Below are 25,837 nucleotides of genomic sequence, written 5' to 3' on the forward strand. Positions count from 1 at the left end.
TAAAGATTATTAAGGAGGCGGGTTTGATGAAATTAATTTTCGAGGTTCTATTTTTGTTAATTGTTATCTATTACAGCTATCATTACATCATTTTAATAACGAAAATGAAGAAGAAAACAGCCCTTATTCCTTTTGGCAAGACGGACCTGAAAACCGTAAGGAAATTCCCCCAGAAATCTGCAAGTGCACCTGTTATCTCAGAAAATAAGCTGGGACTAACAATGTATGCTATCATGCTGGTTTTTCTAATTGCCATGTTTATATTCGGAAAATATAATATGAAATTCAGCTGGACGTATCTCTATCTGCTGTTTATCCCTTTAATCAATGCCAGGGATCTGCTGAATGTATTTGCAGTCTATGATGACGGCTTTATAAGCGGAAGCAAGTTTATTCCATGGAATAAGCTGCAATCCTTCCATTTCAAAAAAATCGATCTGGATCATAAATACTATGGTTTTTCTCAAGAAGTAAATGAAGGCTTTGAACTTATTCTTAAAACAAAAATGGGCAGCCATAGCCTAGTTGTAACGGAAGAGGAAATGAAGGAAAGGCTGGCAAGTATTTTCGAAGAGTATGTGAAACCGGCATAGTGAAGTTTTAAATCGTCCTTTTGTTGGTATTTATATAATAAAACATCAGGAAAGGACCAAGAGAGATGAAAGAAATTACAGTAACTGTTGACTATGAAGGTTTAAAATATCAAACGAATATCCTTACAAATAAAGAAGCCGGCGACGAAGAAATTTTAAAGCAGGCAGAAGACCAGATCAGGAAACAGCTGAATAATTTAGATTAAAAATTAACCCCCTTAATCAGAAAAGATAAGGGGGTTAATTGTGGGGTTAGTGCAGTTTTTGATTAAGTTTTTGCTGCAGCAATTCAATTTTATTCGGCAGGACAAATAAGTACTCTATTAAACTTTCTAAAAGCTCCATCAGCAGAGAAGCCATTTCCTGATCAATATCCTTTTCAAGATCAAGCATCTGGTAAAAAGCGCTGCCTGGCTGTGCCAGCTGGCTTAAAGACTGCAGAGGCCTTGCTAAATCAACATGCTCTGGCAGCTGTTCAAACTGTTTTGAAAGGTTTTGCCCCTTGACCTCCTCGCCGAGGAAGTTCTTCAGTATGCTTTCAAGTACCCGTTTGGACATCACGGCAGTAGCAACCGTATCTTTGGAATAGCTGACATTTAAAGCCGATCGGTAGGCTCTTGTCAGGTCTCCCGGCACTTCCTTTATTTTTTCAAGCTGAGTCAGGAGCTCTTTCGCTGAATTGGGGTCATAGATATAGAGAATAGTCTCGTCACTGGATTGTTCAGCTTGGTTAAGAATCATGATAAAAACCGATTCCTTTTTGCAGGCAGAACAACTTCCATGCGAAAGTATGCTGGACTTGCTTGTATGATTATAATTTGCCTTTATCGTAAAAAGGCTCGGTTTACTGCATTTAGGGCACTCGCATTGGACACTTGATGGTATCTTTTTGTAACCAAATTGACTATGAGAAATAATTTGTGCTGGCAACACTCTTCTCATTATCATTTCCCCCCGCTAGATTTCTGTTTTTCCATTCCATTACATTTAAGTATAACTTTGAAAATAATTCGGACAAACCTGAAAAATCTGGAATTTATTCAATCGAAATCCAGTATTGAAATGTGAGAGCTCATGCCATTATCTATATGTACGCAAAAAAGGAGCTCATCCCTTTCTTGGGAAAAGCTCCTATTTCTTTATCCTTTATAAGGGTTATTGCGGTTCTCCCTTACGTTATTAAAATCATAAGTATCTCTGTAGCGGGTATCCACATCATCGTTGTAGGCAGAAACAGTACGGTCTGTATAGTCATCTGTTTTCGTGTCGTCAAGCTTTTCGCTAAGCGGACGGTTTGAGTCCAGGTTCTCATCTGTCCAAACACTGCTGCTGTTTCTGGTGTTATCCTTAAAAGCATTCGTTCCGCGGTCAAGCTCTCCGGGATTTAAAGGATCAGCGTTTGTATAGGTTGTCCTGTCTCCTTCCAGAACAGAACGGTTTGTATCTGTATAGCCGTCAGTAAAATCTGCGGACTTAGTCTCAGGGTCAACTAACACAAGGATTTTCCCTGATTTGACATCAGCTTCATAACGATGTGCTTCCTCTTCAGGAATGCCCATGCCGATAAGTGCTCCTGCTATACCGCCGGCTCCTGCGCCAACAGCAGCGCCTGTTAATGTAGCAGCGATTGGTCCTGCTGCCACAATCGGCCCGATTCCGGGAATCGCCAATGCGCCTACACCGGCCAGAAGACCTGTTAGTCCTCCCAGAATTCCGCCTGTTGCCGCTCCGGCAGCTAATCCTTCTTCCGTTTTTGTGCCTGTTTCTTCTGTAACGGCATCTACATCATCTTTATTTTTGCTGATTACGGAAATGTCTTCAGGACGGTATCCCTCCGCTCTTAACTTTTCAACCGCTTGTATAGCTTCCTGCTCTGTATCATATGCACCTACAATATGCTTGTTTGTTGCCATGTTCATCATCCTCCTTATAATTTATTGCTTATCTATTGGTGTACATACCTTTTTCATCACAGCCATAAACCGCGTGGATAAAATTACTAATAATTTACCCTTGACTAATAAGTGGCTTGACCTGTAACTGCATAATCGGTAGTTTAAAAATAGAATAGTCACAAGAAAGGTTGGTTCGCTTTGAATAAACTTTATTATGAAGACCCATATATCCAAACATTTGAAACGGAACTTGTATATCAGGCAGCAGATGACATGGAAAGGATATATGCCGTCCTGAAAGAAACGGCCTTTTATCCAACTGGCGGAGGACAGCCACATGATGAGGGAACACTAAATGGCGTAAAAGTAGTGGATGTCGACGAGGTGGATGGGGAAATCCGTCACTATATAGAAAGGGAGCTAGACCCGTCCAGGTCCAGTGTATCAGGAGAAATTGATTGGAACAGACGGTTTGACCATATGCAGCAGCATGCAGGACAGCATATATTATCGGCTGCCTTTGAAGAGCTTTACGGCTATAAAACGGTCAGCTTTCATTTAGGCAAAGAAACATTAACCATTGACCTGGAAATCAGTGAATTGCGGGTCCAGCATGCAGAGGAAGCGGAGAGGCTGGCAAATAGCATCATCCTTGAGAACCGTCCAATTGAAGCCAGGTGGGTGAGTGCGGAAGAAGCTTCCCAATTTCCCCTTCGCAAGCAGCTGTCTGTAAGTGAAGACATTCGGCTTGTGATGATTCCGGAATTTGATTATAACGGATGCGGCGGAACCCATCCATCTTCAACCGGCCAGGTTGCAGGCATTAAAGTATTAGACTGGGAACGCCAAAAAAAGAAAATCCGTGTGCAGTTTATCTGTGGGGGCCGGATCCTTGCGCAGCTTCAGACCAAACATGAGATTACCAAAAATCTTAGCCAGCTTCTTAATGCACCTGAAAAGGACTTGCCGTCAGCGGCCAGCCGTTTGATTGAAAATGGAAAGGACCTGGAGAAACAACTGGAAGCAGCAAAGGAAGCACTGTTAGCTTATGAAGCAAAAGAAATGTTCACAACAGGGAACGGAGAGTGGATCAGCAAAGTCTCTGAGGGACGCTCCATTCAGGAGCTGCAGAAACTGGCGCGCCTAATCGCCTCCCAATCTGAAAATGCAGTTGCTATCCTAATCAATGAAACCGCTGATAAGCTCCAATTTGTATGTGCCAGAGGAAAGGATTCCGGGCCTGATATGAAGAGCCTTTCCGCAGAACTTCTGCAGAAAATTAATGGCAAAGGCGGGGGGAACCCTCAATTTGCACAGGGTGGGGGAGACAAGCTTATGAGCGGGGAGGACCTCCTGCAGTATGCATTGAGACTTGCCGGGCAAAGCAGCACTGAAAACTAATTAAGTAAAATTTAAAAGGAACAGCGTTAATTGATAAAATATTTAGAAAAGTATTGAAAAGTGATTGTAATAGAGCCTCTGTTGTATTACAATTTTGGTACGGGCCATGCATTATAATGAATGTTTATGATAGCCTCATAAACGCCTCATATAATATCCGGTTCTGCAGGAGGCAAGTTCATGTACAGACAAAATACCGTCTATATCATCGGAGACAGCAAAACATCATTGAACAATCCGATTATGCAAAAATACAATGGCTTCTTTATAGGTCTTGTAATTGACAGGGACACAGATGAAATTGTAGATGCAGAATGCTCATCTACCATTAACTTAACCTCATTATTTATTAAATCTATATTTGTCGGCAAATCCATACTGGAAGCAGACAAGGTAATGGAAGAAATCGAAAGCCGCTACTTCGGCTCCTCGCAAAAGGCGCTAATGGTTGCCTTTAAAAATGCCCATATAAAATATACACAAATTATGAATAAGTAAAGCTGCTTTTTCTGTTTTCCGCAGATGAAATCCAGCTATCAGAGAAGAGCATTATTTTCTCCGATAGCTGGATTTTTTGCATTCTGCCTGTATAAGGCAGATTGGAGGTAAATTTTACAGAAAATATCAAATAATCTATAATATAAAACTATAACAATATAATATTTGGGGGATTCAAATGAAGCTTTATCTATCTGTTGATATGGAAGGAATAACGGGTCTGGCTGATCACACACATGTAGACTCTTCGAAGCACAATTATGAACGAAGCAGGGTAATCATGACTGATGAAGCAAATCATGTGGTAACAGCTGCCTTTGATGAGGGCTGCAGCGAGGTTATTGTAAATGACAGCCACTCGAAAATGAATAACCTGCTGATTGAAAGGATGCATCCTGAAACACAGCTGATTACGGGCGATGTGAAGCCATACTCAATGGTTCAGGGGCTTGACTCAACCTTTAGCGGTGCCATGTTTGTTGGTTATCATGCACGTGCTTCCATGAAGGGAGTGATGTCCCACTCCATGATATTCGGTGTTAGGCATATGTACATCAATGACCATGCCATTGGGGAAATGGGCTTTAATGCTTATGTGGCAGGTTATCATGGCGTACCGGTCCTTATGGTGGCCGGAGATGACCAGGCGGCTCTGGAAGCAGAAAAATTAATTCCGAATGTCACCACTGCGGTTGTAAAGGAGACGATATCCCGTTCAAGCGTGAAATCGCTGACACCTGCAAAAGCCGGACAGCTTTTAAGAGAAAAAGCAGCAGAGGCTCTTAGCAGGAAGGAACTTGTAGAACCGCTTGTTCCGCCAGAAAACCCTGTATTGAAAATTGAATTTGCCAACTATGGCCAGGCTGAGTGGGCTGCTTTAATGCCTGGTGCGGAGATAGAAGAGAATACAACCATTGTCCGCTATCAGGCTAAAGATATTCTTGAAGCATACCAGGCGATGCTGGTGATGACTGAGCTGGCCATGAGAACTACATTCTGTTAGGAAGTGTTAATGAATGACTGGATACATAATAAAACGCCTTATCGCAATGGTCGTCACACTTTGGTTCATTATCACTCTGACTTTTTTCTTAATGCATTCCATACCGGGGTCGCCTTTTAATGAAGAAAGAAATACAAGTGAAGCGGTCCAGCGGAATCTGGAAAAATTCTACCATTTGGATGAGCCGCTCTATGTCCAATATGGGATGTATTTGAAGTCCGTTGTGACATTCGACTTTGGGCCATCTATTAAAAAATCTTCCCAGACGGTTAATGAAATGCTCGGACGGGGTTTTCCGGTGTCTTTCGAACTGGGAATGGTCACATTGATCGTGGCAGTTTTTTCGGGAATTGCCCTCGGAATCATAGCTGCCCTCCGGCACAATGGCTTTATTGATTATTTAGCGATGACCATTGCTGTTCTGGGCATATCAGTGCCAAACTTTGTGCTTGCCACACTGTTAATTCAGCAGCTTGCTGTCAACCTGGCAATCCTGCCGGTGGCTACCTGGTCAAGTCCGAAGCATATGATCCTGCCGACTCTGGCGCTTGCGACCGGGCCCATGGCGATTATCGCCCGTCTGACACGTTCAAGCATGCTGGAGGTGCTGACTCAGGATTACATAAAAACAGCCAAAGCAAAAGGCTTATCACCGGTGAAAATTGTGTTTAAGCATGCACTGAGGAATGCCCTTCTGCCTGTCGTAACTGTACTGGGATCCTTGGCAGCGAGCATTTTGACAGGTACGTTTGTCATTGAAAAAATCTTTGCCATTCCTGGAATGGGAAAGTATTTTGTAGAAAGCATCAATACACGTGATTATCCCGTCATAATGGGAACCACCGTTTTTTACAGTTCAATATTGATTATTATGCTGTTCCTTGTGGACATTGCATACGGAATTTTAGACCCGAGAATTAAGCTGCACAAAAAGGAGGCGAGCTAATGGAACTGCGAAAACAGCATGATGACCGCAATCTTGCACCCGATATTCCGGATGATTGGTTTGTGCCTAAGGCCAAGGACCAGGATGCAGCGGAAGCAGTTGTAAGGCCGAGCCTTTCCTATTGGCAGGATGCATGGCGCCGGCTCTTGAAAAATAAGCTGGCAATGGCAGGTCTATTCTTTCTTATTGCTTTAGCCTTTATGTCTATTTTTGGACCGATGATTTCTCTGCATAGTGTATCTGAGCAGTCTCTGACCAATCAGAACCTTCCGCCATCATCGAAATATTGGTTCGGCACTGACGAGCTTGGCAGAGATGTATTCGCCAGAACATGGTATGGGGCAAGAATTTCCTTATTCGTGGGAATCGTTGCTGCCATGATTGATTTTGCAATCGGAGTCATCTATGGTGGTATCGCCGGCTATAAAGGCGGCAGAACAGATAATGCCATGATGAGGGTTGTGGAAATTCTATATGGACTTCCTTATTTGCTTGTTGTTATTTTAATCAGCGTCGTAATGGGACCAGGTTTATTCACGATTATATTTGCCCTTTCTGTGACGGGCTGGGTTGGGATGGCCCGGATTGTCCGCGGGCAGGTTCTGCAGATTAAGAACTATGAATTTGTACTGGCATCAAAGACTTTTGGGACAAAAACTTCGAGGATTATTAAGAAAAACCTGCTGCCGAATACAATGGGCCCTATTATTGTACAGATGACACTTACCGTTCCGTCAGCCATCTTTGCAGAGGCGTTCCTGAGCTTTCTGGGATTAGGCATTCAGCCTCCTTTTGCCAGCTGGGGATCCATGGCTAATGATGGGCTGTCTACAATCCTATCAGGTCACTGGTGGCGCCTGTTCTTCCCTGCCTTTTTCATCTCCCTGACCATGTTTTCATTTAATGTGCTCGGAGATGGATTGCAGGATGCCCTCGATCCGAAGTTAAGGAGGTAGCAGCATGGAGAAAGTACTGGAAGTAAAAGACCTGCATGTCACATTTACCACTTATGGCGGTGAAGTCCAGGCTGTAAGGGGAGTAACATTTGATTTGTATAAGGGAGAAACCCTTGCGATAGTCGGTGAATCCGGCTGCGGAAAAAGCGTGACTTCCCAGAGCATCATGCGGCTGATTCCATCCCCGCCAGGGAGAATAGCTGATGGCGCTGTCCTTTTTAAAGGGAAGGATTTGACTAAATTAAAAGAGTCTGAGATGCGGGATATTCGCGGTGCAGACATTTCGATGATCTTTCAGGATCCAATGACCGCTTTGAACCCTACGATTACCATTGGGGAGCAAATTATTGAAGGAATTATGCAGCATGAATCCATTTCCCGGCAGGATGCCCGTAAAAAGGCCCTGGAAATGCTAAATTTAGTTGGGATTCCAAATCCGTCCGAAAGATTGAAGCATTATCCGCACCAGTTCAGCGGAGGGATGAGGCAGCGGATTGTGATTGCCATGGCCCTTGTCTGTGAACCGGAAGTGCTGATTGCCGATGAACCCACTACAGCACTTGATGTAACGATTCAAGCTCAAATATTGGATTTGTTTAAAGATATACAGAGGAAAACAGGGGTATCTATAATCATCATTACCCATGACCTGGGGGTTGTCGCTCAAGTAGCGAATCGCATTGCCGTGATGTATGCAGGAAAAATAGTGGAAGCTGGTGAAAGAAGGGAAATCTTCTATAATCCTCAGCATCCCTATACGAAGGGCCTGCTGAATTCAGTTCCGCGTCTTGATTTGGACGGAGCTGATCTTGTTCCCATTGGCGGATCACCTCCGGATTTATTCGCTCCGCCGGCTGGCTGCCCATTTGCTGCCAGATGCGGCTTCGCAATGGAAGTATGTGACCGGGTCTATCCATATAAAACTCATTTAAGCCAGGATCATCATGTAGATTGCTGGCTCCAGGATGAGCGGGCACAGAAAATGCTTGCAGGTGTAAAATAGGTTTTTCCTTTCAAAGTGCCGGACCGGTACTTTGAAAGTTATGATTCTATCAGCTGTCAAACAGCCAGCTGATAGATAAAGAAATATATTTTAAGAGGGGGAAAAAGAATGAAAAAGTTTTTATCACTGCTGCTGGCGGGCGTATTGCTATTTGTCATGGCAGCCTGTACGGCAAATGAAAATGCCGGCAATGAATCAGACAGCAAGGATGATGGCAAGAAAGAAGAAGAAAGTGCTGAAAAAGTACTTTATTTGAACAATGGCCAGGAGCCGACTTCGTTTGACCCTCCTATCGGCTTTGACTCTGTTTCCTGGAGCGCACTGAACAACTTGATGGAAGGTTTGACCCGTCTTGGGCAAGATCATGAACCAGAAGCAGCAATTGCTGAAAAATGGGATATCTCAGAAGATGGAAAGACTTACACCTTTCATATCCGTGAGGATGCAAAATGGTCAAATGGTGATCCTGTAACTGCAGGTGACTTCGAATTTGCATGGAAGCGCCTTTTAAATCCTGATACTGGTTCTTCAGCCGCTTTCCTCGGCTACTTCATTGAAGGCGGAGAAGCTTATAACAATGGGGAAGGATCAGCTGATGAGGTAAAAGTAAAAGCAGTTGATGACAAAACATTTGAAGTTACTTTAGTTAGTCCGCAAGCTTACTTCTTAAGTGTGATTACTAATCCTGCGTTTTTCCCAATTAACGAAAAAGTTGCAACAGAAAATCCGAAGTGGTTTGCTGAAGCTGAATCCTTTGTCGGAAATGGGCCTTTCAACTTAACGGAATGGGAGCATGACAGCCATTTTGTGATGGAGAAAAACGATCAGTATTGGGATGCTGAGACTGTAAAGCTTGATAAAATTCACTGGGCAATCATTGATGATACAAATACAGAATATCAAATGTATCAATCGGGAGAACTGGATGTATCTGATGTACCTTCTGAGCTAAGCGAGCAGCTGCTGGGAGAAGCAAAGGTTGAAGACCAGGCTGGAGATTATTTCTATCGATTTAATGTAAACATGGAGCCATTCCAGAATCTAAACATCCGTAAAGCATTTGCGATGGCAGTGGACCAGCAGCAAATTGTTGATTTCGTCACAAAGAATGGTGAAAAGCCAGCATATGGATTTGTTTCATATGGTTTTGCTGATCCTACAGGAAAAGATTTCCGTGAAGTATCGGGTGACCTTGTAAAAACAAATGCAGAAGAAGCGAAGGCATTACTTGAAAAAGGCATGGAAGAAGAAGGATATGATAAGCTTCCGGAAGTTACCTTAACATACAGCACGGATGATACACATAAGAAAATAGCTGAAGCACTTCAGCAAATGTTCAAAGAAAACCTTGGCGTTGAAGTAAAGCTTGCCAACATGGAATGGAATGTATTTGCTGAAGAACAAAAAGCGCTTAAATTCCAATTATCACGCAGCTCATTCCTTGCTGACTATGCTGACCCAATCAACTTCCTTGAAAACTTCCAGACAGGACATTCCATGAACCGCACTGGCTGGAGCAACGAGAAATACGATCAGCTGATTAAAGATGCAAAGAATGAAGCAGACGAAGCAAAACGCTTTGAACTGATGTATGAAGCTGAAAAAATCTTATTCGAAGAAATGCCGATTATCCCTATCCATTACTACAACCAGGTTTATCTCTATAATGATGCAGTTTCAGGAATCGTCCGCCATCCGGTTGGATACCTGGAGCTTAAATGGGCAGATAAAAAGTAATACTTCTTCGGCTTGACGTGAAAGTGACAGGAAAAGGGGTGTTCGTGTGAACATCCCTTTTTTTCAGAGTAGCATTCTGAATTATTTCCCGAAAAATAATATATTTTCCCGAATTTTAGCTTATATCCTCGACAATTATTTCATTTCCCAAACAATGCTTTTACTTAAGGAGCATATAATGCTAATAAACAACTAAAAGGATGTGGCAGCATGGCAATGAAACCTCAGCGCTTGGAAAAAGGCGATGCTATTGGAATTATAGCACCGGCAAGCCCGCCCAATCAGGAAAACCTAAAGCGATCCCTGGCCTTTTTGGAGGAGCTTGGCGTAAAGGTAAAAATGGGCGATCATGTGACTGATCAATATGGATACCTTGCCGGAAATGACGAGGACCGGCTGGCAGATTTACATAAAATGTTTCTGGATAAGGAAGTCAAAGCAATCATTTGCGCAGGCGGCGGCTATGGCACAGGGAGAATTGCATCCCAAATTGACTACAGCCTTATTAAAGAAAACCCGAAAATTTTCTGGGGCTATAGTGATATTACATTCCTGCATACTGCAATCCGCCAGCAGACAGGATTGGTCACCTTCCATGGCCCGATGCTGGCATCCGATATTGGCAAGGAGGATGCGGATCCACTATCAAAGCAGTATTTTAACCAGTTATTTAAGCCTGTAACGCTTGACTATCCGGAAGGGATTTCGAATCTGGAGACGCTGGTGAGCGGGAGTGCTTCAGGAATCTTAACGGGCGGCAATCTGTCTCTCCTGTCCAGCACGATTGGAACACCATATGAAATTGATACAAAAGATAAGCTTGTGCTTATTGAAGACATCAATGAAGAGCCCCGTGCGGTCGACCGCATGCTAAACCAGCTGCATATGGCCGGGAAGCTTGAGGATGCGGCCGGCTTTATCATCGGGGACTTTAATAATTGCGTCCCGGAAAGAGAACTTTCCTTAGAACTGGATGAAGTGCTTGATACGTATATAAAAAGGGTGAATAAGCCGGCTGTAAAGGGCTTTAATATCGGCCATTGCTCTCCGCATATTTCTGTGCCATTAGGTGTAAGTGCAAAATTGGATGCGGCCGGTAAAAAGCTGATAATCGAAAGCGGCGTTAAGTAAAAGGGTGGTATGGATGAAAATAAACACGATCGAAACATTTAGAGCTGCGGTACCACTGAAAAAACCATTTAAAACAGCTTTGAGAACGGTTGAGACAGCTGAAACGATTGTTGTAAAAGTAACTTGCGATAACGGTATTGCCGGCTGGGGGGAGGCCCCTCCAACTGTGGTGATCACAGGAGACAGCCTATCAAGCATCGAATCCGCCATTCATCATGTATTAAAGCCGATGCTGGTCAATAAGAGCCTTCTAAACTATGAGGATATCTTCCAGGGAATTCAGTCAGCTTTGATAGGAAATTCGAGTGCAAAGGCAGCGGTGGATATGGCATTGTATGATTGTCTTGCACAGCAGTGCAAACTGCCTCTTTACCAATTTTTAGGCGGGCATAAAAATGAGGTGGAAACGGATTATACGGTAAGCGTCAATGGCCCGGAGGAAATGGGGGAAGATGCTGTTTCCTATGTTCAGCAAGGCTTTAATGTCCTTAAGGTGAAAGTCGGCAAGGATGATATTTTAACAGATATTGAGAGAATTAGAGAAATACGCACACGAGTCGGACCTAAGATTAAAATCCGCCTGGATGCCAATCAGGGCTGGAAATCAAAGGATGCTATCTATGCCATTCGAAAAATGGAAGCTTTGGACTTGAATATTGAGCTTGTCGAACAGCCTGTGAAGGCATGGGATATAGAGGGCCTTAAGCAAGTTACCGATGCGGTTGATACACCGATTATGGCAGATGAAAGCGTCTTTTCTCCGAAGCAGGCATTTGAAATCATTAAAACGCGAAGTGCTGATTTGATTAATATTAAGCTGATGAAATCAGGCGGTATTTATCAGGCGCAGATCATCAATCAGCTCGCTGAAGTATGCGGGATGGAGTGCATGGTAGGCAGCATGATTGAAACCAAGATCGGCATTACGGCCGCAGCCCACTTTGCCGCAAGCAAAAAGAATATAACCCGTTTTGATTTTGACGCCCCATTGATGATGGCAAAAGAAATTGTAGAAGGCGGAATTCAATATTCCGGCCGCAAAATCACCCTGCCATCCGAACACGGCCTTGGCATCAGGAATGTATCGTTAATCGTAAACAAGCAGGAACTAACTTCCTGATAAAGTATGGATAATTTAAAGGAGGAATTCGTTTTGGCAATTCAGCAAAAATGGCTGGTTTCGGTTCCTGCTGCAACCTTGTGGACAGCAAGTGATTCATCAAGAGAAATAGACCTTGACGCCATCACCAATCCAGTTCATCTGGATTCCTGGCTTGAAAAACTCACATATGAACCCAGGCTGGAACTTTGCAATGGGAATCTTGTTCAATCACAAGTTCTGTACGGAGAAGAAGTAATTGTATTGGAGGAGAAGGATGGGTGGGTTCATGTTGTTGTGCCGAGCCAGCCTTCTTCTAAGGACGGGAGAGGATACCCTGGATGGGTGCCGATAGCCCAGCTGACAAAAAATGAAGATTGGAAGCTTGATAGCAGAAAGGCCGCGGTCATTCAGAAGAAAAAGGCAACGCTCTATTCTAATGATAGAGAGCCTGAACTTGTTCTAAGCTATCAAACTATACTCCCGGTGTTAAAAGAAGAAGCCGAGTGGATTCAGGTGCAGACACCTGAGGGAACAGGATGTCTAAAACCTGAAGATGTGCAGGTGTATGAATCAATCGGGGCTATACGGAAAGGCAACGGAAAAGACATCATCGATGCGGGGGTACAATTTTTAGGCCTGCCATATCTATGGGGCGGCATGAGCAGCTTTGGATATGACTGCTCAGGCTTCAGCTATTCTATGTGCAAAGCAAATGGATATATCATCCCCCGTGATGCCCATGATCAGGCGGAAGCAGGGAATCTGGTTGAACTTGACGCCATTGAACCCGGGGACTTATTATTTTTTGCTTATGAAGAAGGAAAAGGCAAACTCCATCATGTAGGCATCTATTATGGTGATGGAAAGCTGCTTCATTCTCCTAATACCGGTAAAACCATCGAAATTATCGACTTGAAAGATACTATCTATGAAAAGGAATTATGTGCAGCTAGACGTTACTGGCAAGAGACGGGGGAATAAATATGTCAAAAGAAGCACTCTTACAGGTCAATCATTTAAAAAAGCATTTTTCAATGGGGAAAGGCCAGACTCTGAAGGCAGTTGATGATGTCTCCTTTCATATCAAACAAGGCGAAACTTTCGGGATTGTCGGCGAATCCGGCTGCGGAAAATCAACCGCAGGGCGTACAATTATTGGTTTATACAACCGTACAGAAGGCGAAGTCCTTTATGACGGAAAGAATGTCCATACCATGACTGAAAAAGAAAGATTTGCTTTTCACAGGAAGATGCAGATGATCTTTCAGGATCCATATGCTTCGTTAAATCCGCGGTCAACCGTCCAGGAGATTATTTCGGAGCCCATGGAAGTGCATGGATTATATCCGAACAAAAAGGAACGGCTTGAGCGGGTCTATCAGCTTCTGGAGGATGTGGGTCTTAACCGCGATCATGCCAACCGCTATCCGCATGAATTCAGCGGCGGACAGAGGCAAAGAATTGGAATTGCCCGGGCTTTGGCGCTTGATCCGGAATTTATTATTGCTGATGAGCCGATCTCCGCACTTGATGTATCGGTACAAGCCCAGGTAGTCAATCTGCTTAAAGGGCTTCAAAAGAAAAAAGGTCTAACCTACTTATTTATCGCCCATGATCTCTCGATGGTCAAACATATCAGCGACAGAATTGGCGTTATGTATTTGGGGAATCTAGTGGAATTAACCACTAGCGAAAACTTATATAAAAATCCGCTTCACCCTTATACACAGGCCTTGCTGTCGGCGATTCCCATCCCTGACCCTGATGTCGAGGATCACCGGGAAAGAATTATTTTGGAAGGGGAACTCCCGAGTCCGATGAATCCTCCTAGCGGCTGCGTATTCCGCACACGCTGCCCTTATGCGATGGAGGCCTGTGCTTCCATGAAGCCTGAGTGGCAGGAGATTGAGAAGGATCACTTTGTGGCCTGCCATTTATATAATGAAAAGGTAACGGGCGACCATAACCGGCCGCAAGTAGCCGCTGCGAAATAAAATGAACTTTCATACTTTCAAAGCGGAAATTCTTAAATTGGCCAGCTGCTGTGACGGCCGCGTTTCCGTATATATCCATACAGAAGATGGTGTAATCGAAACAAATGCCGATGATGTTATCTCTTCCGCAAGCTTGATTAAGGTTCCCATTTTACTCGCGGGGCTTTCACAGGCAGAAAAAGGGATGCTTCAGCTTGATGAAGAAGCAGAGGTGAAGGATGCTGCCCGGGTTGGAGGAGCCGGGGTATTGCAGTCCATGAGCAAGGGTCTGAAGGTGAAGTTTATAGACTTAATGACGCTCATGATCATTGTATCTGATAATACAGCAACTAATTTAATCATTGAGAGGCTGGGAATAGAGAAAATCAATCAGCTAATCAAAGGTTTGGGGTATAATTGTACAGAATTAAACAGGAAGATGATGGACTTTGAGGCATTGAAAAACGGCATGGACAACACTACGACTGCCAGGGATATGGTGTCTGGCATAAAGGCGTTGGCAGAGCAGTCACTTTTAACCGGGAAATACACACAAAAAGCACTGGATATATTGGAAAAACAGCAGTACAAAAACAAACTTGCAAACACGATAGACACGGAAAAAGTCAAGGTTGCCAGCAAAACAGGCGAACTTCCAGGAATAGAGCATGATTGCTGCATATTTACCCATAAAGGAAAAACTGTTTACGCCGCTGTACTTGTGGACCAGCTTCAAAGCCAGGCAGCGGGCAGAGAATTACTGTCCGCAATCGGCAGTCTCATTAATCAATATATAACCCTAAAATAAGGAACCGTATACTGAGAACGGTTCCTTATTTATTTATGCAGTTTTTGCTTTTCAGGTAAAATTAGGAGATGGACGTTCCTCGAAGATAATTCGTGCGTTAGGCGCTGCGCTTTCAAAATTATTTATGATGAAAAGGGCATTTCCCTTCGATTGGTTTAATGTCATCACCGATAAAGTATTGTTTCCACTCACGGTGTTCGGGATCGCCATAATGGCTGATGTTTGGATGGGTAGGGAGGCCATCCCATTTTTCAACCCGTTCCCTTACTTTTTCCCTGGACATGATGCCGCCTTTAGAGGTGCCTTCAAGGCCTTCAAAAATGCGGCGCGGCTGGAAACCGAGCACAAGGCTATTGCCCAAATCCCTCGTCTTTCTCTGCTTGTAGGCAGGCGCATTTCCAAACACAAAGAATGGTTCCTCGGCAAAAGAAAACGCCCATAAATGATGGTCAGGATCTGTCGGATAATCCTTTGGCCAAGGCTTTGTATCAACCTTATGCAGGTACTGAAGGATATTCCAGAAATATTTTCTGTAATGTTCAAGCGGGTTTTCATCTGTTTCCGGCTCCACAAATACAAACAAGCCATGTCGAATCAGTTTTGGTGCGTCAAATAGCTCGATAAAGGATTCGAGGGCTTCCGGCAGGTTAGACCAGTCCTCCTGTGTAATATAGGCATATCTCAATTCGCCGCGCATCTCAGCAGTCATTCCAAAATAGCACGGGAAGGTTTTATCTGTAACCGTATCATGAAATGTTTTATATTCTTGAATAACCCACTCAGGCACAATTTCGGGGTTAGTCATATCCTCTTTTGTTAAGAGAAACTTACTGGCAGTTTTCATTTTTTCACCTCAGAATGATTTACTTATGAAATATGTACCCCTTAAAAAGTCCTTTGAAACTAGCTGAGTGGAAACGAAAAAGAAAAAGAAAAAGACAGCCGTGTTGGCTGCCTTAAGCTTTATCTAATGATTTTCGGTATTTATATTGATTGAACTGAAAGCGGATAAAACAGCCTATGCAAAATCCCAGAATGGCAACAAATGCTGATAGGGCTACCATAGCTGTAAAAACATACCCTGCAGCTGTCCAGCCCAGAAGAAAGCTTATTAGGCCCAGCGCCAGGCAGGCAACGGCAATCACTTGATTAAATTGCTGCTGCTCCCAGTCTTCGGGAATGTAATCAGCAGGATTTTTTCTCAGAAAATGTTTTGCTGTACGCATAATGGGATTGTAGCTGAACAATAAGCCCATTATACCTGCAAGTAGGGGGATGGCAAGAATCCATGCTTCTCCGATAAGCCACGAAGCTAAAACACTTAATACGATCGACCATTGATTGGTTCTTACGAGCGGACGGGGAATAGAAACCGGTGTATTTGCCAATTATTTTCCGACCTTTCTCATTGGTTTTATAGGTATTATTAGTTTACTTAAATTGCAGGTTTTTGTGAAGAGAAAAAGCCTGGAAAATAAAAAAGCACGCCCACAGGGACGTGCTTCAAAAATTATTTCAATGGACCATTGTTTTCATCCATCCGGTTATTGCGCGGATTTAATGGGTCGTTTGCAGGATTCATAGACGGATCTGGACTTGTTGGGTTAATCGGTTTATCAACAGTACTAGTGGCGTTGCCTGGTTTCATTTCAGGCATGGCTTCTTTCATCACTGCTTTCGTATCGGCATCTTTGTTAATAGTTGTTTCTTCAATTTTACGATCAAGCTTTTGAAGATACTTGGCTGCAAAATCCTTTCCACCAAGACCAAATGATAAGCCGAATGCCAGGGCAAGTGCACCAAGCGTTAGAATGAACGCAGCATTTACAATGGAAGCGGCGAGACCAAGCTGATCGAGTGCCATAAAGATTGAAATCGCGATAATGGCTGCCTGAGCGATATTGGCAAGGAATTTATAATGCGGTCCTTGAAGAACCGTGCTTAGCAATTTCTTAACCAGACCTCCCAGCCACAAACCTACGCCAAGAATGACAAGAGCTGCAATCACATGAGGCAGGTAGGCAATTACACCTGTCGCCAATGTTACCAGGAAGTCAAGGCCAAGGATATTAAGAGCCTGTACCACAAACAACAGGACAATAATCACTTCTGCAATATAGCCAATCACCTGGGAGAAGCTTAAACCATTGCCTGCAGCAGCAGACTTATTTAATCCCATACCGGAGAAGTAAGAATTCAATCCAATGCGTTCGAGTAAACTGGAGACGAATTTGCGTACCCATTTTCCGAGCCAAACTCCAATCAGCACGAAGAATATAGCTACAGCAATATTCGGCAGCATCGTCAGGACATCATTCAGCATGGCAATGGCAGGTCCGGAAATGCCTTCAATATCCAATCTCTCTAGAGCGGCAATGACTGTTGGGATCAGAATAAGAACAAACACAACTGTGCCAATCACAGATGCCAGGCTTGTCCCTTCAAACAATCGGTTTAAGCCAAGTCTTGCGGTCAGTTTTTCACTTCCAATAGCCTGCAGGAAATTCGTTACAATATCACGGACGATTTTCGCAACGAACCAGCCTACAAATAAAATCAGGGCTGCTGCAAGAAGCTTAGGCAAAAAGGCCAGGATGCTTTCAAGCATGCCGGTGAACGGTCCGGCGATTCCATTCATGTTTAGAGCTCCCAATACAGCCGGCAGGAATACCAGCAATGTCAGATAGAACACAATTTTAGCTGCGTTATCAATAACATTGGCAGGCTGCTCTTTATGGTCTGTTAAATTCCATTTGCTAAGCTTTTCTTGAACTTTGAGCGTTCTGCCGCTCTTTCTGATCAGCAGGCTGAGTCCGGTGGCGATAAGCCATGCGAATAATAGAATTAGAGCTGCTTTTAAAATGCTCGGCACTGCTGCCATTATGGAGGAGAACATGCCCACAAGAGGTGCAGCGATAATATCGAGGTCCAATATATTGAAGAACAGGATAAATACGAACACTAACAGCAGATAGAAAATAATCTTGCTGATTATTTTCTCAGATGAATACTTTCTATTTGCTTTATCAGGGAATACTCTGTCATCAAGGCTGGTTTTGCGCAGCCCTTTTAAAACGGCTTTTTCTATTGCTTTTGCAATCATCCACCCAACTAATAATACTAATAGTGCTAATAATAAATCAGGCAGTTTGGCCAAAAGGTAATCAAATCCGCCCCAGTACCGATTATTGTCCAATATTGTCACTCCTTAAAAGAATTTGTAGAATTGCATACTTTCATATACCCACTGCTTTTAGGAGTAAACAGTCCTTTTATCAAGATTGTTTTCGCAGAAGGGGCGTTTGACTTGCCCCATTCGGACAGAAGAAGAGGAAAACAGGAAGATGGAGTCCGAATGTGGCGCTCATTCGGACAGGGGAAGATATAACACAGAAGGAAGCTTTATGAATCCTGCCTCTTCACCAAAACACAGCAGTTGTTATAGACACGCATAATACATGATAAAAACCTATCGATGAGATAATAGACTTTATAGAAAAGAGACGTTGGAGGTCATTTCCAAAGTCTTTTTTCTATAAATCTTAAGTCGTAAATTCCTTACGTGCTAAATCGATTCTTTGCTGCTTTTTTCAATGAGAATTGCGGAATACTGATTCCAATCAGGATCATCACAATTCCGAAAGTCTGTGCTTCCGAAATTCTTTCGCCTAGAATCAGCATGGCCGCAGCAACAGCAGCCGGGAGTTCGGCAGAACCTACAATTGTGGCAAGCCCTGAATCTAAATGGGGTGAACCGATTGCAAAAAATAAAATTGGGAAAATGGCTCCGAACAATGCCATCAGCAGGCCGAATTTCCATAGGCCTTCAAGCTGAATGCCGCCGCTTATTAAGACGGGGCCTGAAACAGCTGCAACCAGAAGAAGTCCGCCAAATGTGATGAAGATGCTCCTCTGAATGGTTGGAATTCCCTTACCTGCCTTGCCGCTCGCAAAAATGAATACGGCAAATGTTACCGCAGATAATAAGCCATAGATCAGGCCATCAGCTTGAATAGGATGTGACCCGGAATTAATCAGGTTGCTTGCAAATACTGTCCCTATAATAAGCAAGATCGAAGAAATGACTTTTGCTTTACTGGGCATCCTTCTTTCATATAGGGCTTCTAAAAGAATTCCTATCCAGGTGAACTGAAATAAGAGAACAACAGCGATGGAGGCCGGATTCCGGTCGAGGCTCATTCCATACAGAATGCCTGTTAAACTTAGGGAGGCACCGGTCAATAACAAAGCTGCTGTTTGTTTAAGGGTGATTTTCGTTCTTTTGATAAATGGGAAAGAAAGCAACAGCAAAAGGAGCCCAAATAAATATTGGCTTCCGGTCAATTCAGGAACAGAGTGGCCGGCCTGGAGTCCAAGTTTTACAATGGATGCCAGAATGCCATAACTGCATGCGCCAAGAAAAATAAATAATGAATATTTTAAATTTGCCATTATGGATACTCCTTTCTAAAGAGGATATGGGGCAAGGTCAATCATAACATCTCAGTGATCCTAAAGGGGAAAGATTTTTTTTCACAAAAATAAGAGCCAGTGATTTTTCTCACTGACTCTTTCTTTATTATCGTCTATTCTCCTAAGTAGGCATTTAACATCCAAATATGCGTATCTAATTTCTCCATAAGGCCGATGGCGAAGTCGCCTGTCACTTGATCTTCCTGCTCCTCAGCAAGCTGGGCTAAAGAAATTAATAGTTCTTTAATCTGTCTATAATCGGAAGTAAGAGCGGCAACCATATCTTCTGCTTTCTTTTCCCCATTAGTCTCTTCAAGAGTAGTGATGCTTAAGAACTCCTTTAATGTCGCTGCCGGTGAGCCACCGATTGCAAGCAGGCGTTCCGCTGCCTCATCCACAACTTCCGCTGCTTCATTATATAATTCTTCGAACTTTTCATGAAGGGTAAAGAAAAGCGGGCCTTTTACAAACCAGTGGTAGCGGTGCAATTTAGTATAAAGAACACTCCAGTTTGCGATTTGTACATTTAATGCTGCATGTAATTTTTCCATTTTTATATTCCCCCTAAGTCGTTTATATATTTATTATAACAAATATTAAATTAAAATCAATACTTATTTATAATAATTATAAATAAGATAAATTAGAAATCCGCAGTATAACTCTGTACGATTATGGTAAAGTGATATAGTACCGCTTAATTGGAAAGACATAACGGTTAGTGAGGATTTGAAATGGAATACGTTTTATTTATTACACTCGGAGCGCTTATTAGTGTGCTTTCCGGTTTTTTTGGAGTAGGCGGGGGATTCATTCTTACTCCCACTCTCATGCTCTTTGGTTTTTCTCCTGTAGAAGCGATCACTACGAGTTTGCTTTTTTCAATTGGAACCTCCCTTTCAGGCATCTTCGCTCATATCAGGATGAAGAATATACGGCTTAAGCAAGGGCTGATACTTGGACTAAGCGGCATGGCAGCTACTCAGGCTGCACACCCCTTTGTGCTGTTTCTTGAGGAAAAGGGCTGGGATACGTGGGCAGTGCCTTTGTTTTATATCATTCTCCTGTCTTATTTTGCTTTAGGTATGTTAAAAAGCAGGAAAAAGTCGGCCTCAGGCGACGTTCCGCCTTCTGAACTTTCACCATCTATTGTGAAGATGGTGCTCATTGGATTTTTTGCTGGCTTTGTTTCTACGACTTTAGGTGTGGGCGGCGGCTTTATTATGGTGCCTTTATCGGTTGCTTATTTAGGGATGATGCCGAAAAAAGCAGTAGGGACCAGCTTGTTTGCTATTCTGCTGATTGTCACTGCAGGCTTTGTTTCTTATTCTTCAACCATATCCATTGATTATTGGATTGGCCTTTCACTGGTAGGAGGAGGCCTCATAGGGTCACAATTTGGAGCGAAGCTTACCTCCTATTTTGAAAACGAAGAGATCACCTATATGCTCGGAGCCTTATATATGGCTACTGTGGCAAGTGTGATTCTAAAGTTAATACACTTGAATTATACCGGCTTACTGGTGATGGCCATCTTTGTCGGCGGATTTTTAGTAAGAAGCCTTGTGAAAATGCAGAAAGCAAATACCCGCACAAAGGCAAAAAAGGAGAGACCATAATGGGCCTCTCTTTTTACATTTGCTGGGGCACCTTCATGCCGAGTGTTTGCATGCCATCGGTAAGGACAATTGTGACTGCTTTGACAAGGGTAAGTCTTGATTTGATGCCGTTATCTTTCTCCAATATTCTTACCTGTCCGTAATATTTATTGAAGGCTTGAGCCACATCAATCAAATATTTAGCCAGGACAGAAGGGGAAAGCTGCATATAAGATTGTCTGATTTTTTCAGGATACTGATAGAGCAGCTTGATAATTTCCCAGCTGTAAGAATCAGATAGCCCATTTTCGGCAGATGGAACATTGTCTGCCTTGCGGAGCAGAGAATAGGCCCGGGCATTGGTGTATTGCAGATAGGGTCCTGTTTCTCCTTCAAATGTCAGCATATCTTCAAGTGAAAATTCAATATTATTCATGCGGTCATTTTTCAGGTCATGGAACAGAATAGCCCCGATGCCGACTGCTTCAGCGACTTCATCTTTGTTTTCCAAGCCGGGATTTTTAGCTTCGATATTGTTCTTTGCCAGAAGGATTGCTTCATTCAGGACCTCCTCAAGAAGGATGACTCTGCCTTTTCGGGTAGACATCTTTTTCCCATCTTTTAAATAGAGGCCAAAAGGGACATGTGTCATATTATCCGCCCACTCATAACCCATCTTTTTAATAACGCTTTTAACCTGTCTGAAATGGATGCTCTGTTCCTGACCGACAATGTATAGGGAATGATCAAACTGATAGGTTTCTTTTCTGTAAAAAGCTCGAGCGAGATCCCGTGTTGCATACAGAGTCGCTCCGTCGGATTTTTTTATCAGGCATGGAGGGAGGTCTTCATCAGGCAGTTGAACCACCTCTGCGCCATTAGACTCAGCCAGCAGGTCTTTTGCCATGAGTTCCTCTATGACGGGTTCCATTTTATCATTATAAAAAGCTTCACCATTGTATGAGTCGAAATGAATACCAAGCATATCATAAACCCGCTGGAATTCTTTCAATGATTCATCTCTAAACCAGCTCCAGAGTGCCTGAGCTTGCTCATTTCCGTTTTCAAGCTCTTTGAACCAGGAACGCGCTTCATCTTCAAGGGCTGGGTTAGCTTTTGCTTCTTCATGGAAGCGTATATATAGGCTAAGCAGTTCCTTTATGGGATTTTCCTTCACTTTATCCGGGCTGCCCCACTTTGTATAAGCGGTGATCAGCTTGCCGAATTGTGTGCCCCAGTCGCCTAAGTGGTTGATTCTGACCGCTGTATAACCGCATTTTTCGGCCAGGCTGCCGAGGGCGTTTCCAATGACCGTAGACCGCAAATGGCCCATGGAGAAGGGCTTTGCGATGTTTGGCGAAGAGAAATCAAGCACGGCTGTTTTGCCTGCGCCATCATTCAGCTGTCCATATTCTTTTCCTTCGTTCAAAATTTTTTCCATTATGACTGCACCGGCTGACTCTTTGGAAAAGAAGATATTAATGTAAGGACCAGCAGCCTCTGCTTTTTCGATATGCGGTCCCTGAATCAGGCACGCTGTCTCTTCAGCAATAGAGGCAGGTGACTTCCTCAATGCTTTTGCAAGTGTAAAACAGGGAAAAGCAAGATCGCCATATGCCGGATTCTTTGGCGTTTCGATTAAGTCTGCAATTGCTTCGTCTGAAAGCTGCCCATTCAGCACTGAAGCCAGCTGGGCTGTGAAAATAGCTTTAAAATTAATCATATTACACCTCCTGGAAAATAAAAAAGCCCGTCTCTATATAAATATAGAGACGAGCTGAATCTGCCCGCGGTACCACTCTGATTGTCCAAAGGACCTCTTGCAAAAGGACGTTTCCTAATATTTGAACTTCCTTATGGGGTTTGGTAACGGGACTCCTTACCCGGCATAGCCTACTTTTCTTTCAGCTATGCATCTCCGAAGTGCGCTTCGCAAAAAGGATTTTCCGACAGGCTTGCACCGTCCCTGTCTCGCTTTTAGGAAAGAGCCCTTTGCTACTCTCTTCATCATAGACACTAAATATATTAATGTTATTATACGTGGTTGGAATTATTTTGCAACATAATTTGAATCCGTTGAAAACATATAAGTCTTATGATGGTAGCGAATGCTGAAAATCAGGCCCATCGCCATCATGTTTCCCATAAGCGAGCTCCCGCCGTAGCTGATAAACGGCAGCGGAATGCCGGTGATTGGCAGTACCTGAATAGTCATACCGATATTTTGAAATACATGGAAGGTGATCATACTGATGACCCCGACACAAATATAAGTATTAAAGGGGTCGGTCGTCTCCAAGCCGGTTTTAGTTAAGTGATAGATAAGCAGAAAGAAAAGGCTGATTACTACACTGGCACCAAAGAAGCCGTACTCCTCGCCAATGACGCTAAAAATAAAATCAGTATGGGCATCAGGCACATATACCTGTCTGTCAGTAAACCCTTTTCCGGATATTAATCCTGAGCCGATTGCGAGCATGGAGTTGTACAGCTGCATTCCGGCTCCCTGCTTGTGATTAACCGGGTCAAGCCAGGAATAAATTCTGCTGAACTGATAGGGGTCTATCCCAAGGTACTTCTCCAAAATCTCTGGTGCTATGATGACCAGATAAAGCACCGTTCCCGCGAAGGCGCCAAGGATCCCATAAATCGGAACAAGGATTTTCCAGGTGATTCCGGAAACCAGGATGATTCCTGTTAATATGGCGATGATGACAAGGGCGGTACCCAGGTCTTCAATAATGATCAATCCTAATGGAGGCAATGTGGCTGCCCCTAATTTGATTAGAAGGAAAAAGTCAGTTCCTGCAGTCTTTGCCTGATATTTTAGATGGTGGTCAGCGATGATTTTGCTGAGGGCAATAATAAGGAATACCTTAACAAACTCTGAGGGCTGCACAGAACCAAGTCCAGGAATGATATACCACAATGTAGCCCCTTTGCGTTCTGGTGCAATGCTTTCCGGTGCAATGAATAACCCGACAAGCAATAGGATGCCTAAACCATACAGCAGCCAGGTAAGCCTTCTGATTTGCTCGCTGTCAAAATACATGACAATTGCCACAATGATAGCTCCAACAACATAATTTTTTATTTGTGAGACGACAAAATTCCCTTCATATTGATTGGAGGATTGTCCGCTGTAAATAGCGATGCAGCTGATGAGGAAAAATAGCAGCAGAAGAAAGCATAATGTCCAATCGAATCGGTCTGAGAATCTATTATTCTGGTTCATTTGTATACACCTGGTTTCTTTACCTTTTTACATTTTTATCCTAACAAAGAAAAATAACCCTTACAATGGAGAACAGATTACATTTTTTCTCTGCATGTAGTTAGACGAATGAATCAGCACGATGGTTTCCTGTATTTTCAAAAAAACGGGCATGCTGCAATTTAAAATTTTTTCTCATCGGCAAAGATATTTTCAGATTTTTTTGCTACAATAAGAGAATAAAATACTGGATGTTTAACAGGCAGTTTCAAAGGAAGCTGTCTTTTTACTAATTTGTGAAGGTGCTTGTGCTATTCTATCTGTCTAGCCCAGTGCTTTTCTTTGAAAACACCACTTTGGGTAACGGTTCGGAGGTTTCGTCATTGAAAAGAAGGAATCATGCAATTCGTGATCTCATCTACATCCATCTTAATGAACAGGATCAGTATGTGATGACTTATGGAATTGAGTTTGAAGAGTTTGCCCAAACTCTTTCAGATTCTATTAATAATCTGCTGCTGTTAAAGCATCGTTTTGAACATGGGGACTTTAATACCCATACGATGTTCGATTATGTGTCAAGGGACAAGCTGGGCAGGCTGGTTGAGGATGATGTATACGGCTATGGCGATTTTTGCTGGATCGACTTCGAGGAAGAGGAAGCGGTGAATGAGCTTCCCGGCCAGACAATTGCTGAGCTTCTTTATCTTGGTCATGTCAAGGAACATCTTAAGCCGCCTTTTTACAATTATCTGAGCAATCGCTTTGTGTACCTTGCCCATGATGATGGCTGGTTTAACCGCACATATTATCGCGATCTGAACGATTTTTACCGGATGCTTGGAGAAGTAATCCCCGGTAAAATGGGACAGATGAAAGTCGAAAAAACGCTCCTTGGCATTAAAAAGAAAAAGACGTATCCTCCAATTACCAGAGATGTCCTGCTTTCCTTAAAGCCTCTTATGAAAGAAGGAGCGGTCCTTTCCATTAAGGATATCGAACAGAATCGGGTCCGGATAGAAATTCCTATTTGGATCATTGGTGATTTTGCGAATATGGATGATATGTATGATGAGTATGAAGCCATTGTGAAAGAGCCATGTGAGGCTAAGATTGTGTTCGATAAGAAAACAAGAGAATGGAAAATATACTCGCGTTAGAATTCTGAACTTTTTTACAACATTCAGCAAATTTCTCTTACTTTTTCTGCGGGATGGTGTATAATCGGAGATAGAAAATTTTATATCCGCATAGAACAGGTGTCTTCTCAAAAGAGCTTTAAAACAGGCTCTTTTGAAGACTTAATAGGGAAGCTGGTGAAAGTCCAGCGCGGTCCCGCCACTGTAAATGGAAGCTGTCTGCAAATCCACTGTACAGGAATGTATGGGAAGGAGCAGAACGCATTGACCATGAGCCAGGAGACCTGCCTGATTCTTAGCACCCATAAACCTACGAGGATAGGGAGGTGTTTGGTCCGGCCATCCCTTTTGCACTGATTGATAAATG

Annotated in this window: 25 protein-coding genes, 1 riboswitch and 1 other annotated feature; of the genes, 16 read left to right on the forward strand and 9 right to left on the reverse strand. The window is 43.2% G+C overall.

The window, feature by feature from the left end; translation table 11 throughout:
- Positions 1 to 26: 26 nt before the first annotated feature.
- A complete protein-coding gene (locus tag ACXAD1_RS25225; RefSeq protein ID WP_474911376.1) occupies positions 27 to 593 on the forward strand; it encodes a hypothetical protein in 567 nt (188 codons plus the stop codon).
- Between the two features lie 65 nt (positions 594 to 658).
- Positions 659 to 799: a BA3454 family stress response protein gene (locus tag ACXAD1_RS25230; protein WP_474911377.1), complete on the forward strand. Its 141-nt coding sequence runs from the start codon at positions 659 to 661 to the stop codon at positions 797 to 799.
- A gap of 46 nt (positions 800 to 845) precedes the next feature.
- Here ACXAD1_RS25230 and ACXAD1_RS25235 read toward each other — a convergent pair whose 3' ends face one another.
- Positions 846 to 1,535, reverse strand: a complete 690-nt coding sequence (locus ACXAD1_RS25235) for a hypothetical protein (protein ID WP_206845535.1) — start codon at positions 1,533 to 1,535, stop codon at positions 846 to 848.
- 197 nt (positions 1,536 to 1,732) lie between these two features.
- Complete coding sequence (locus tag ACXAD1_RS25240; protein ID WP_474911378.1) at positions 1,733 to 2,506, reverse strand: general stress protein; 774 nt, start codon at positions 2,504 to 2,506, stop codon at positions 1,733 to 1,735.
- Between the two features lie 180 nt (positions 2,507 to 2,686).
- Between ACXAD1_RS25240 and ACXAD1_RS25245 the strand changes: the two genes are divergently transcribed.
- From ACXAD1_RS25245 to ACXAD1_RS25300, 12 genes are all read left to right on the forward strand, one after another.
- Positions 2,687 to 3,889 carry an alanyl-tRNA editing protein gene (locus tag ACXAD1_RS25245; protein ID WP_206845529.1) on the forward strand — a complete coding sequence of 401 codons (1,203 nt, stop codon included), beginning with the start codon at positions 2,687 to 2,689 and terminating at the stop codon, positions 3,887 to 3,889.
- Between the two features lie 180 nt (positions 3,890 to 4,069).
- Positions 4,070 to 4,387, forward strand: coding sequence for a DUF3870 domain-containing protein (locus tag ACXAD1_RS25250; RefSeq protein WP_206845526.1), 318 nt, complete (start codon positions 4,070 to 4,072; stop codon positions 4,385 to 4,387).
- A gap of 178 nt (positions 4,388 to 4,565) precedes the next feature.
- A complete protein-coding gene (locus ACXAD1_RS25255; RefSeq protein WP_370224692.1) occupies positions 4,566 to 5,390 on the forward strand; it encodes a M55 family metallopeptidase in 825 nt (274 codons plus the stop codon).
- A gap of 13 nt (positions 5,391 to 5,403) precedes the next feature.
- Entirely contained in the window at positions 5,404 to 6,336 is a 933-nt protein-coding gene (locus tag ACXAD1_RS25260; RefSeq protein WP_206845521.1) for an ABC transporter permease, read from the forward strand.
- Positions 6,336 to 7,292 (forward strand): ABC transporter permease, encoded by a 957-nt coding sequence (locus ACXAD1_RS25265; protein ID WP_206845519.1) that lies wholly within the window; start codon positions 6,336 to 6,338, stop codon positions 7,290 to 7,292. Before ACXAD1_RS25260 ends, ACXAD1_RS25265 begins: the two co-directional genes overlap by 1 nt.
- A 4-nt stretch (positions 7,293 to 7,296) precedes the next feature.
- The gene (locus tag ACXAD1_RS25270) at positions 7,297 to 8,295 is read left to right on the forward strand and encodes an ABC transporter ATP-binding protein (protein ID WP_474911379.1); all 999 of its coding nucleotides are present in this window, start codon (positions 7,297 to 7,299) and stop codon (positions 8,293 to 8,295) included.
- A 108-nt stretch (positions 8,296 to 8,403) separates the two neighbouring features.
- On the forward strand, positions 8,404 to 10,032 hold the full coding sequence (locus ACXAD1_RS25275) for a peptide ABC transporter substrate-binding protein (RefSeq protein ID WP_206845517.1): 1,629 nt from the start codon (positions 8,404 to 8,406) through the stop codon (positions 10,030 to 10,032).
- Between the two features lie 210 nt (positions 10,033 to 10,242).
- On the forward strand, positions 10,243 to 11,163 hold the full coding sequence (locus ACXAD1_RS25280; protein ID WP_206845516.1) for a S66 peptidase family protein: 921 nt from the start codon (positions 10,243 to 10,245) through the stop codon (positions 11,161 to 11,163).
- A 13-nt stretch (positions 11,164 to 11,176) separates the two neighbouring features.
- On the forward strand, positions 11,177 to 12,283 hold the full coding sequence (locus tag ACXAD1_RS25285) for a dipeptide epimerase (protein ID WP_206845514.1): 1,107 nt from the start codon (positions 11,177 to 11,179) through the stop codon (positions 12,281 to 12,283).
- 33 nt (positions 12,284 to 12,316) lie between these two features.
- The gene (locus ACXAD1_RS25290; protein WP_474911380.1) at positions 12,317 to 13,246 is read left to right on the forward strand and encodes a C40 family peptidase; all 930 of its coding nucleotides are present in this window, start codon (positions 12,317 to 12,319) and stop codon (positions 13,244 to 13,246) included.
- Positions 13,247 to 13,248: 2 nt separating this feature from the next.
- Positions 13,249 to 14,259, forward strand: a complete 1,011-nt coding sequence (locus ACXAD1_RS25295; protein ID WP_474911381.1) for an ABC transporter ATP-binding protein — start codon at positions 13,249 to 13,251, stop codon at positions 14,257 to 14,259.
- A 1-nt stretch (position 14,260) separates the two neighbouring features.
- A complete protein-coding gene (locus tag ACXAD1_RS25300; RefSeq protein ID WP_206845509.1) occupies positions 14,261 to 15,046 on the forward strand; it encodes a serine hydrolase in 786 nt (261 codons plus the stop codon).
- 118 nt (positions 15,047 to 15,164) lie between these two features.
- Here ACXAD1_RS25300 and ACXAD1_RS25305 read toward each other — a convergent pair whose 3' ends face one another.
- The 5 genes from ACXAD1_RS25305 to ACXAD1_RS25325 form a co-directional block, all read right to left on the reverse strand.
- Positions 15,165 to 15,890, reverse strand: a complete 726-nt coding sequence (locus ACXAD1_RS25305) for a YqcI/YcgG family protein (protein ID WP_370224685.1) — start codon at positions 15,888 to 15,890, stop codon at positions 15,165 to 15,167.
- A 112-nt stretch (positions 15,891 to 16,002) separates the two neighbouring features.
- On the reverse strand, positions 16,003 to 16,434 hold the full coding sequence (locus ACXAD1_RS25310; RefSeq protein WP_206845506.1) for a DUF4395 domain-containing protein: 432 nt from the start codon (positions 16,432 to 16,434) through the stop codon (positions 16,003 to 16,005).
- 122 nt (positions 16,435 to 16,556) lie between these two features.
- A complete protein-coding gene (locus tag ACXAD1_RS25315) occupies positions 16,557 to 18,242 on the reverse strand; it encodes a mechanosensitive ion channel (RefSeq protein WP_474911382.1) in 1,686 nt (561 codons plus the stop codon).
- Positions 18,243 to 18,604: 362 nt separating this feature from the next.
- Entirely contained in the window at positions 18,605 to 19,498 is an 894-nt protein-coding gene (locus ACXAD1_RS25320; RefSeq protein ID WP_474911383.1) for an EamA family transporter, read from the reverse strand.
- Between the two features lie 134 nt (positions 19,499 to 19,632).
- Complete coding sequence (locus ACXAD1_RS25325) at positions 19,633 to 20,070, reverse strand: Dps family protein (protein WP_206845503.1); 438 nt, start codon at positions 20,068 to 20,070, stop codon at positions 19,633 to 19,635.
- A 183-nt stretch (positions 20,071 to 20,253) separates the two neighbouring features.
- Between ACXAD1_RS25325 and ACXAD1_RS25330 the strand changes: the two genes are divergently transcribed.
- Complete coding sequence (locus tag ACXAD1_RS25330) at positions 20,254 to 21,138, forward strand: sulfite exporter TauE/SafE family protein (protein ID WP_474911384.1); 885 nt, start codon at positions 20,254 to 20,256, stop codon at positions 21,136 to 21,138.
- 13 nt (positions 21,139 to 21,151) lie between these two features.
- On the opposite strand, the gene argS is transcribed toward ACXAD1_RS25330, so the two are convergent.
- Together argS and ACXAD1_RS25340 are read right to left on the reverse strand one after the other, a co-directional pair.
- Positions 21,152 to 22,837 (reverse strand): arginine--tRNA ligase, encoded by a 1,686-nt coding sequence (gene argS / locus ACXAD1_RS25335; protein ID WP_474911402.1) that lies wholly within the window; start codon positions 22,835 to 22,837, stop codon positions 21,152 to 21,154.
- Between the two features lie 45 nt (positions 22,838 to 22,882).
- Positions 22,883 to 23,137: a binding site (T-box leader), on the reverse strand.
- A gap of 30 nt (positions 23,138 to 23,167) precedes the next feature.
- A complete protein-coding gene (locus tag ACXAD1_RS25340; RefSeq protein WP_206845501.1) occupies positions 23,168 to 24,352 on the reverse strand; it encodes an FtsW/RodA/SpoVE family cell cycle protein in 1,185 nt (394 codons plus the stop codon).
- Positions 24,353 to 24,714: 362 nt separating this feature from the next.
- On the opposite strand from ACXAD1_RS25340, the gene ACXAD1_RS25345 reads away from it, so the two are divergent.
- Positions 24,715 to 25,491 carry a hypothetical protein gene (locus tag ACXAD1_RS25345; protein WP_474911385.1) on the forward strand — a complete coding sequence of 259 codons (777 nt, stop codon included), beginning with the start codon at positions 24,715 to 24,717 and terminating at the stop codon, positions 25,489 to 25,491.
- Positions 25,492 to 25,571: 80 nt separating this feature from the next.
- Positions 25,572 to 25,776, forward strand: a riboswitch (cobalamin riboswitch).
- The last annotated feature ends 61 nt before the right edge of the window (positions 25,777 to 25,837 follow it).

The organism is Cytobacillus sp. ABV4_503 (assembly GCF_056158445.1).

Bases quoted from the DNA above. Each gene is read 5' to 3' on its own strand.
- ACXAD1_RS25305 (WP_370224685.1), bottom strand. From the start codon at position 15,890: ATGAAAACTGCCAGTAAGTTTCTCTTAACAAAAGAGGATATGACTAAC.
- ACXAD1_RS25235 (WP_206845535.1), bottom strand. From the start codon at position 1,535: ATGAGAAGAGTGTTGCCAGCACAAATTATTTCTCATAGTCAATTTGGT.
- ACXAD1_RS25330 (WP_474911384.1), top strand. From the start codon at position 20,254: ATGGAATACGTTTTATTTATTACACTCGGAGCGCTTATTAGTGTGCTT.
- ACXAD1_RS25230 (WP_474911377.1), top strand. From the start codon at position 659: ATGAAAGAAATTACAGTAACTGTTGACTATGAAGGTTTAAAATATCAA.
- ACXAD1_RS25285 (WP_206845514.1), top strand. From the start codon at position 11,177: ATGAAAATAAACACGATCGAAACATTTAGAGCTGCGGTACCACTGAAA.
- ACXAD1_RS25270 (WP_474911379.1), top strand. From the start codon at position 7,297: ATGGAGAAAGTACTGGAAGTAAAAGACCTGCATGTCACATTTACCACT.
- ACXAD1_RS25325 (WP_206845503.1), bottom strand. From the start codon at position 20,070: ATGGAAAAATTACATGCAGCATTAAATGTACAAATCGCAAACTGGAGT.
- ACXAD1_RS25300 (WP_206845509.1), top strand. From the start codon at position 14,261: ATGAACTTTCATACTTTCAAAGCGGAAATTCTTAAATTGGCCAGCTGC.
- ACXAD1_RS25250 (WP_206845526.1), top strand. From the start codon at position 4,070: ATGTACAGACAAAATACCGTCTATATCATCGGAGACAGCAAAACATCA.
- ACXAD1_RS25320 (WP_474911383.1), bottom strand. From the start codon at position 19,498: ATGGCAAATTTAAAATATTCATTATTTATTTTTCTTGGCGCATGCAGT.
- ACXAD1_RS25340 (WP_206845501.1), bottom strand. From the start codon at position 24,352: ATGAACCAGAATAATAGATTCTCAGACCGATTCGATTGGACATTATGC.
- ACXAD1_RS25240 (WP_474911378.1), bottom strand. From the start codon at position 2,506: ATGGCAACAAACAAGCATATTGTAGGTGCATATGATACAGAGCAGGAA.
- ACXAD1_RS25280 (WP_206845516.1), top strand. From the start codon at position 10,243: ATGGCAATGAAACCTCAGCGCTTGGAAAAAGGCGATGCTATTGGAATT.
- ACXAD1_RS25255 (WP_370224692.1), top strand. From the start codon at position 4,566: ATGAAGCTTTATCTATCTGTTGATATGGAAGGAATAACGGGTCTGGCT.
- ACXAD1_RS25225 (WP_474911376.1), top strand. From the start codon at position 27: ATGAAATTAATTTTCGAGGTTCTATTTTTGTTAATTGTTATCTATTAC.
- ACXAD1_RS25265 (WP_206845519.1), top strand. From the start codon at position 6,336: ATGGAACTGCGAAAACAGCATGATGACCGCAATCTTGCACCCGATATT.
- ACXAD1_RS25295 (WP_474911381.1), top strand. From the start codon at position 13,249: ATGTCAAAAGAAGCACTCTTACAGGTCAATCATTTAAAAAAGCATTTT.
- ACXAD1_RS25260 (WP_206845521.1), top strand. From the start codon at position 5,404: ATGACTGGATACATAATAAAACGCCTTATCGCAATGGTCGTCACACTT.
- ACXAD1_RS25275 (WP_206845517.1), top strand. From the start codon at position 8,404: ATGAAAAAGTTTTTATCACTGCTGCTGGCGGGCGTATTGCTATTTGTC.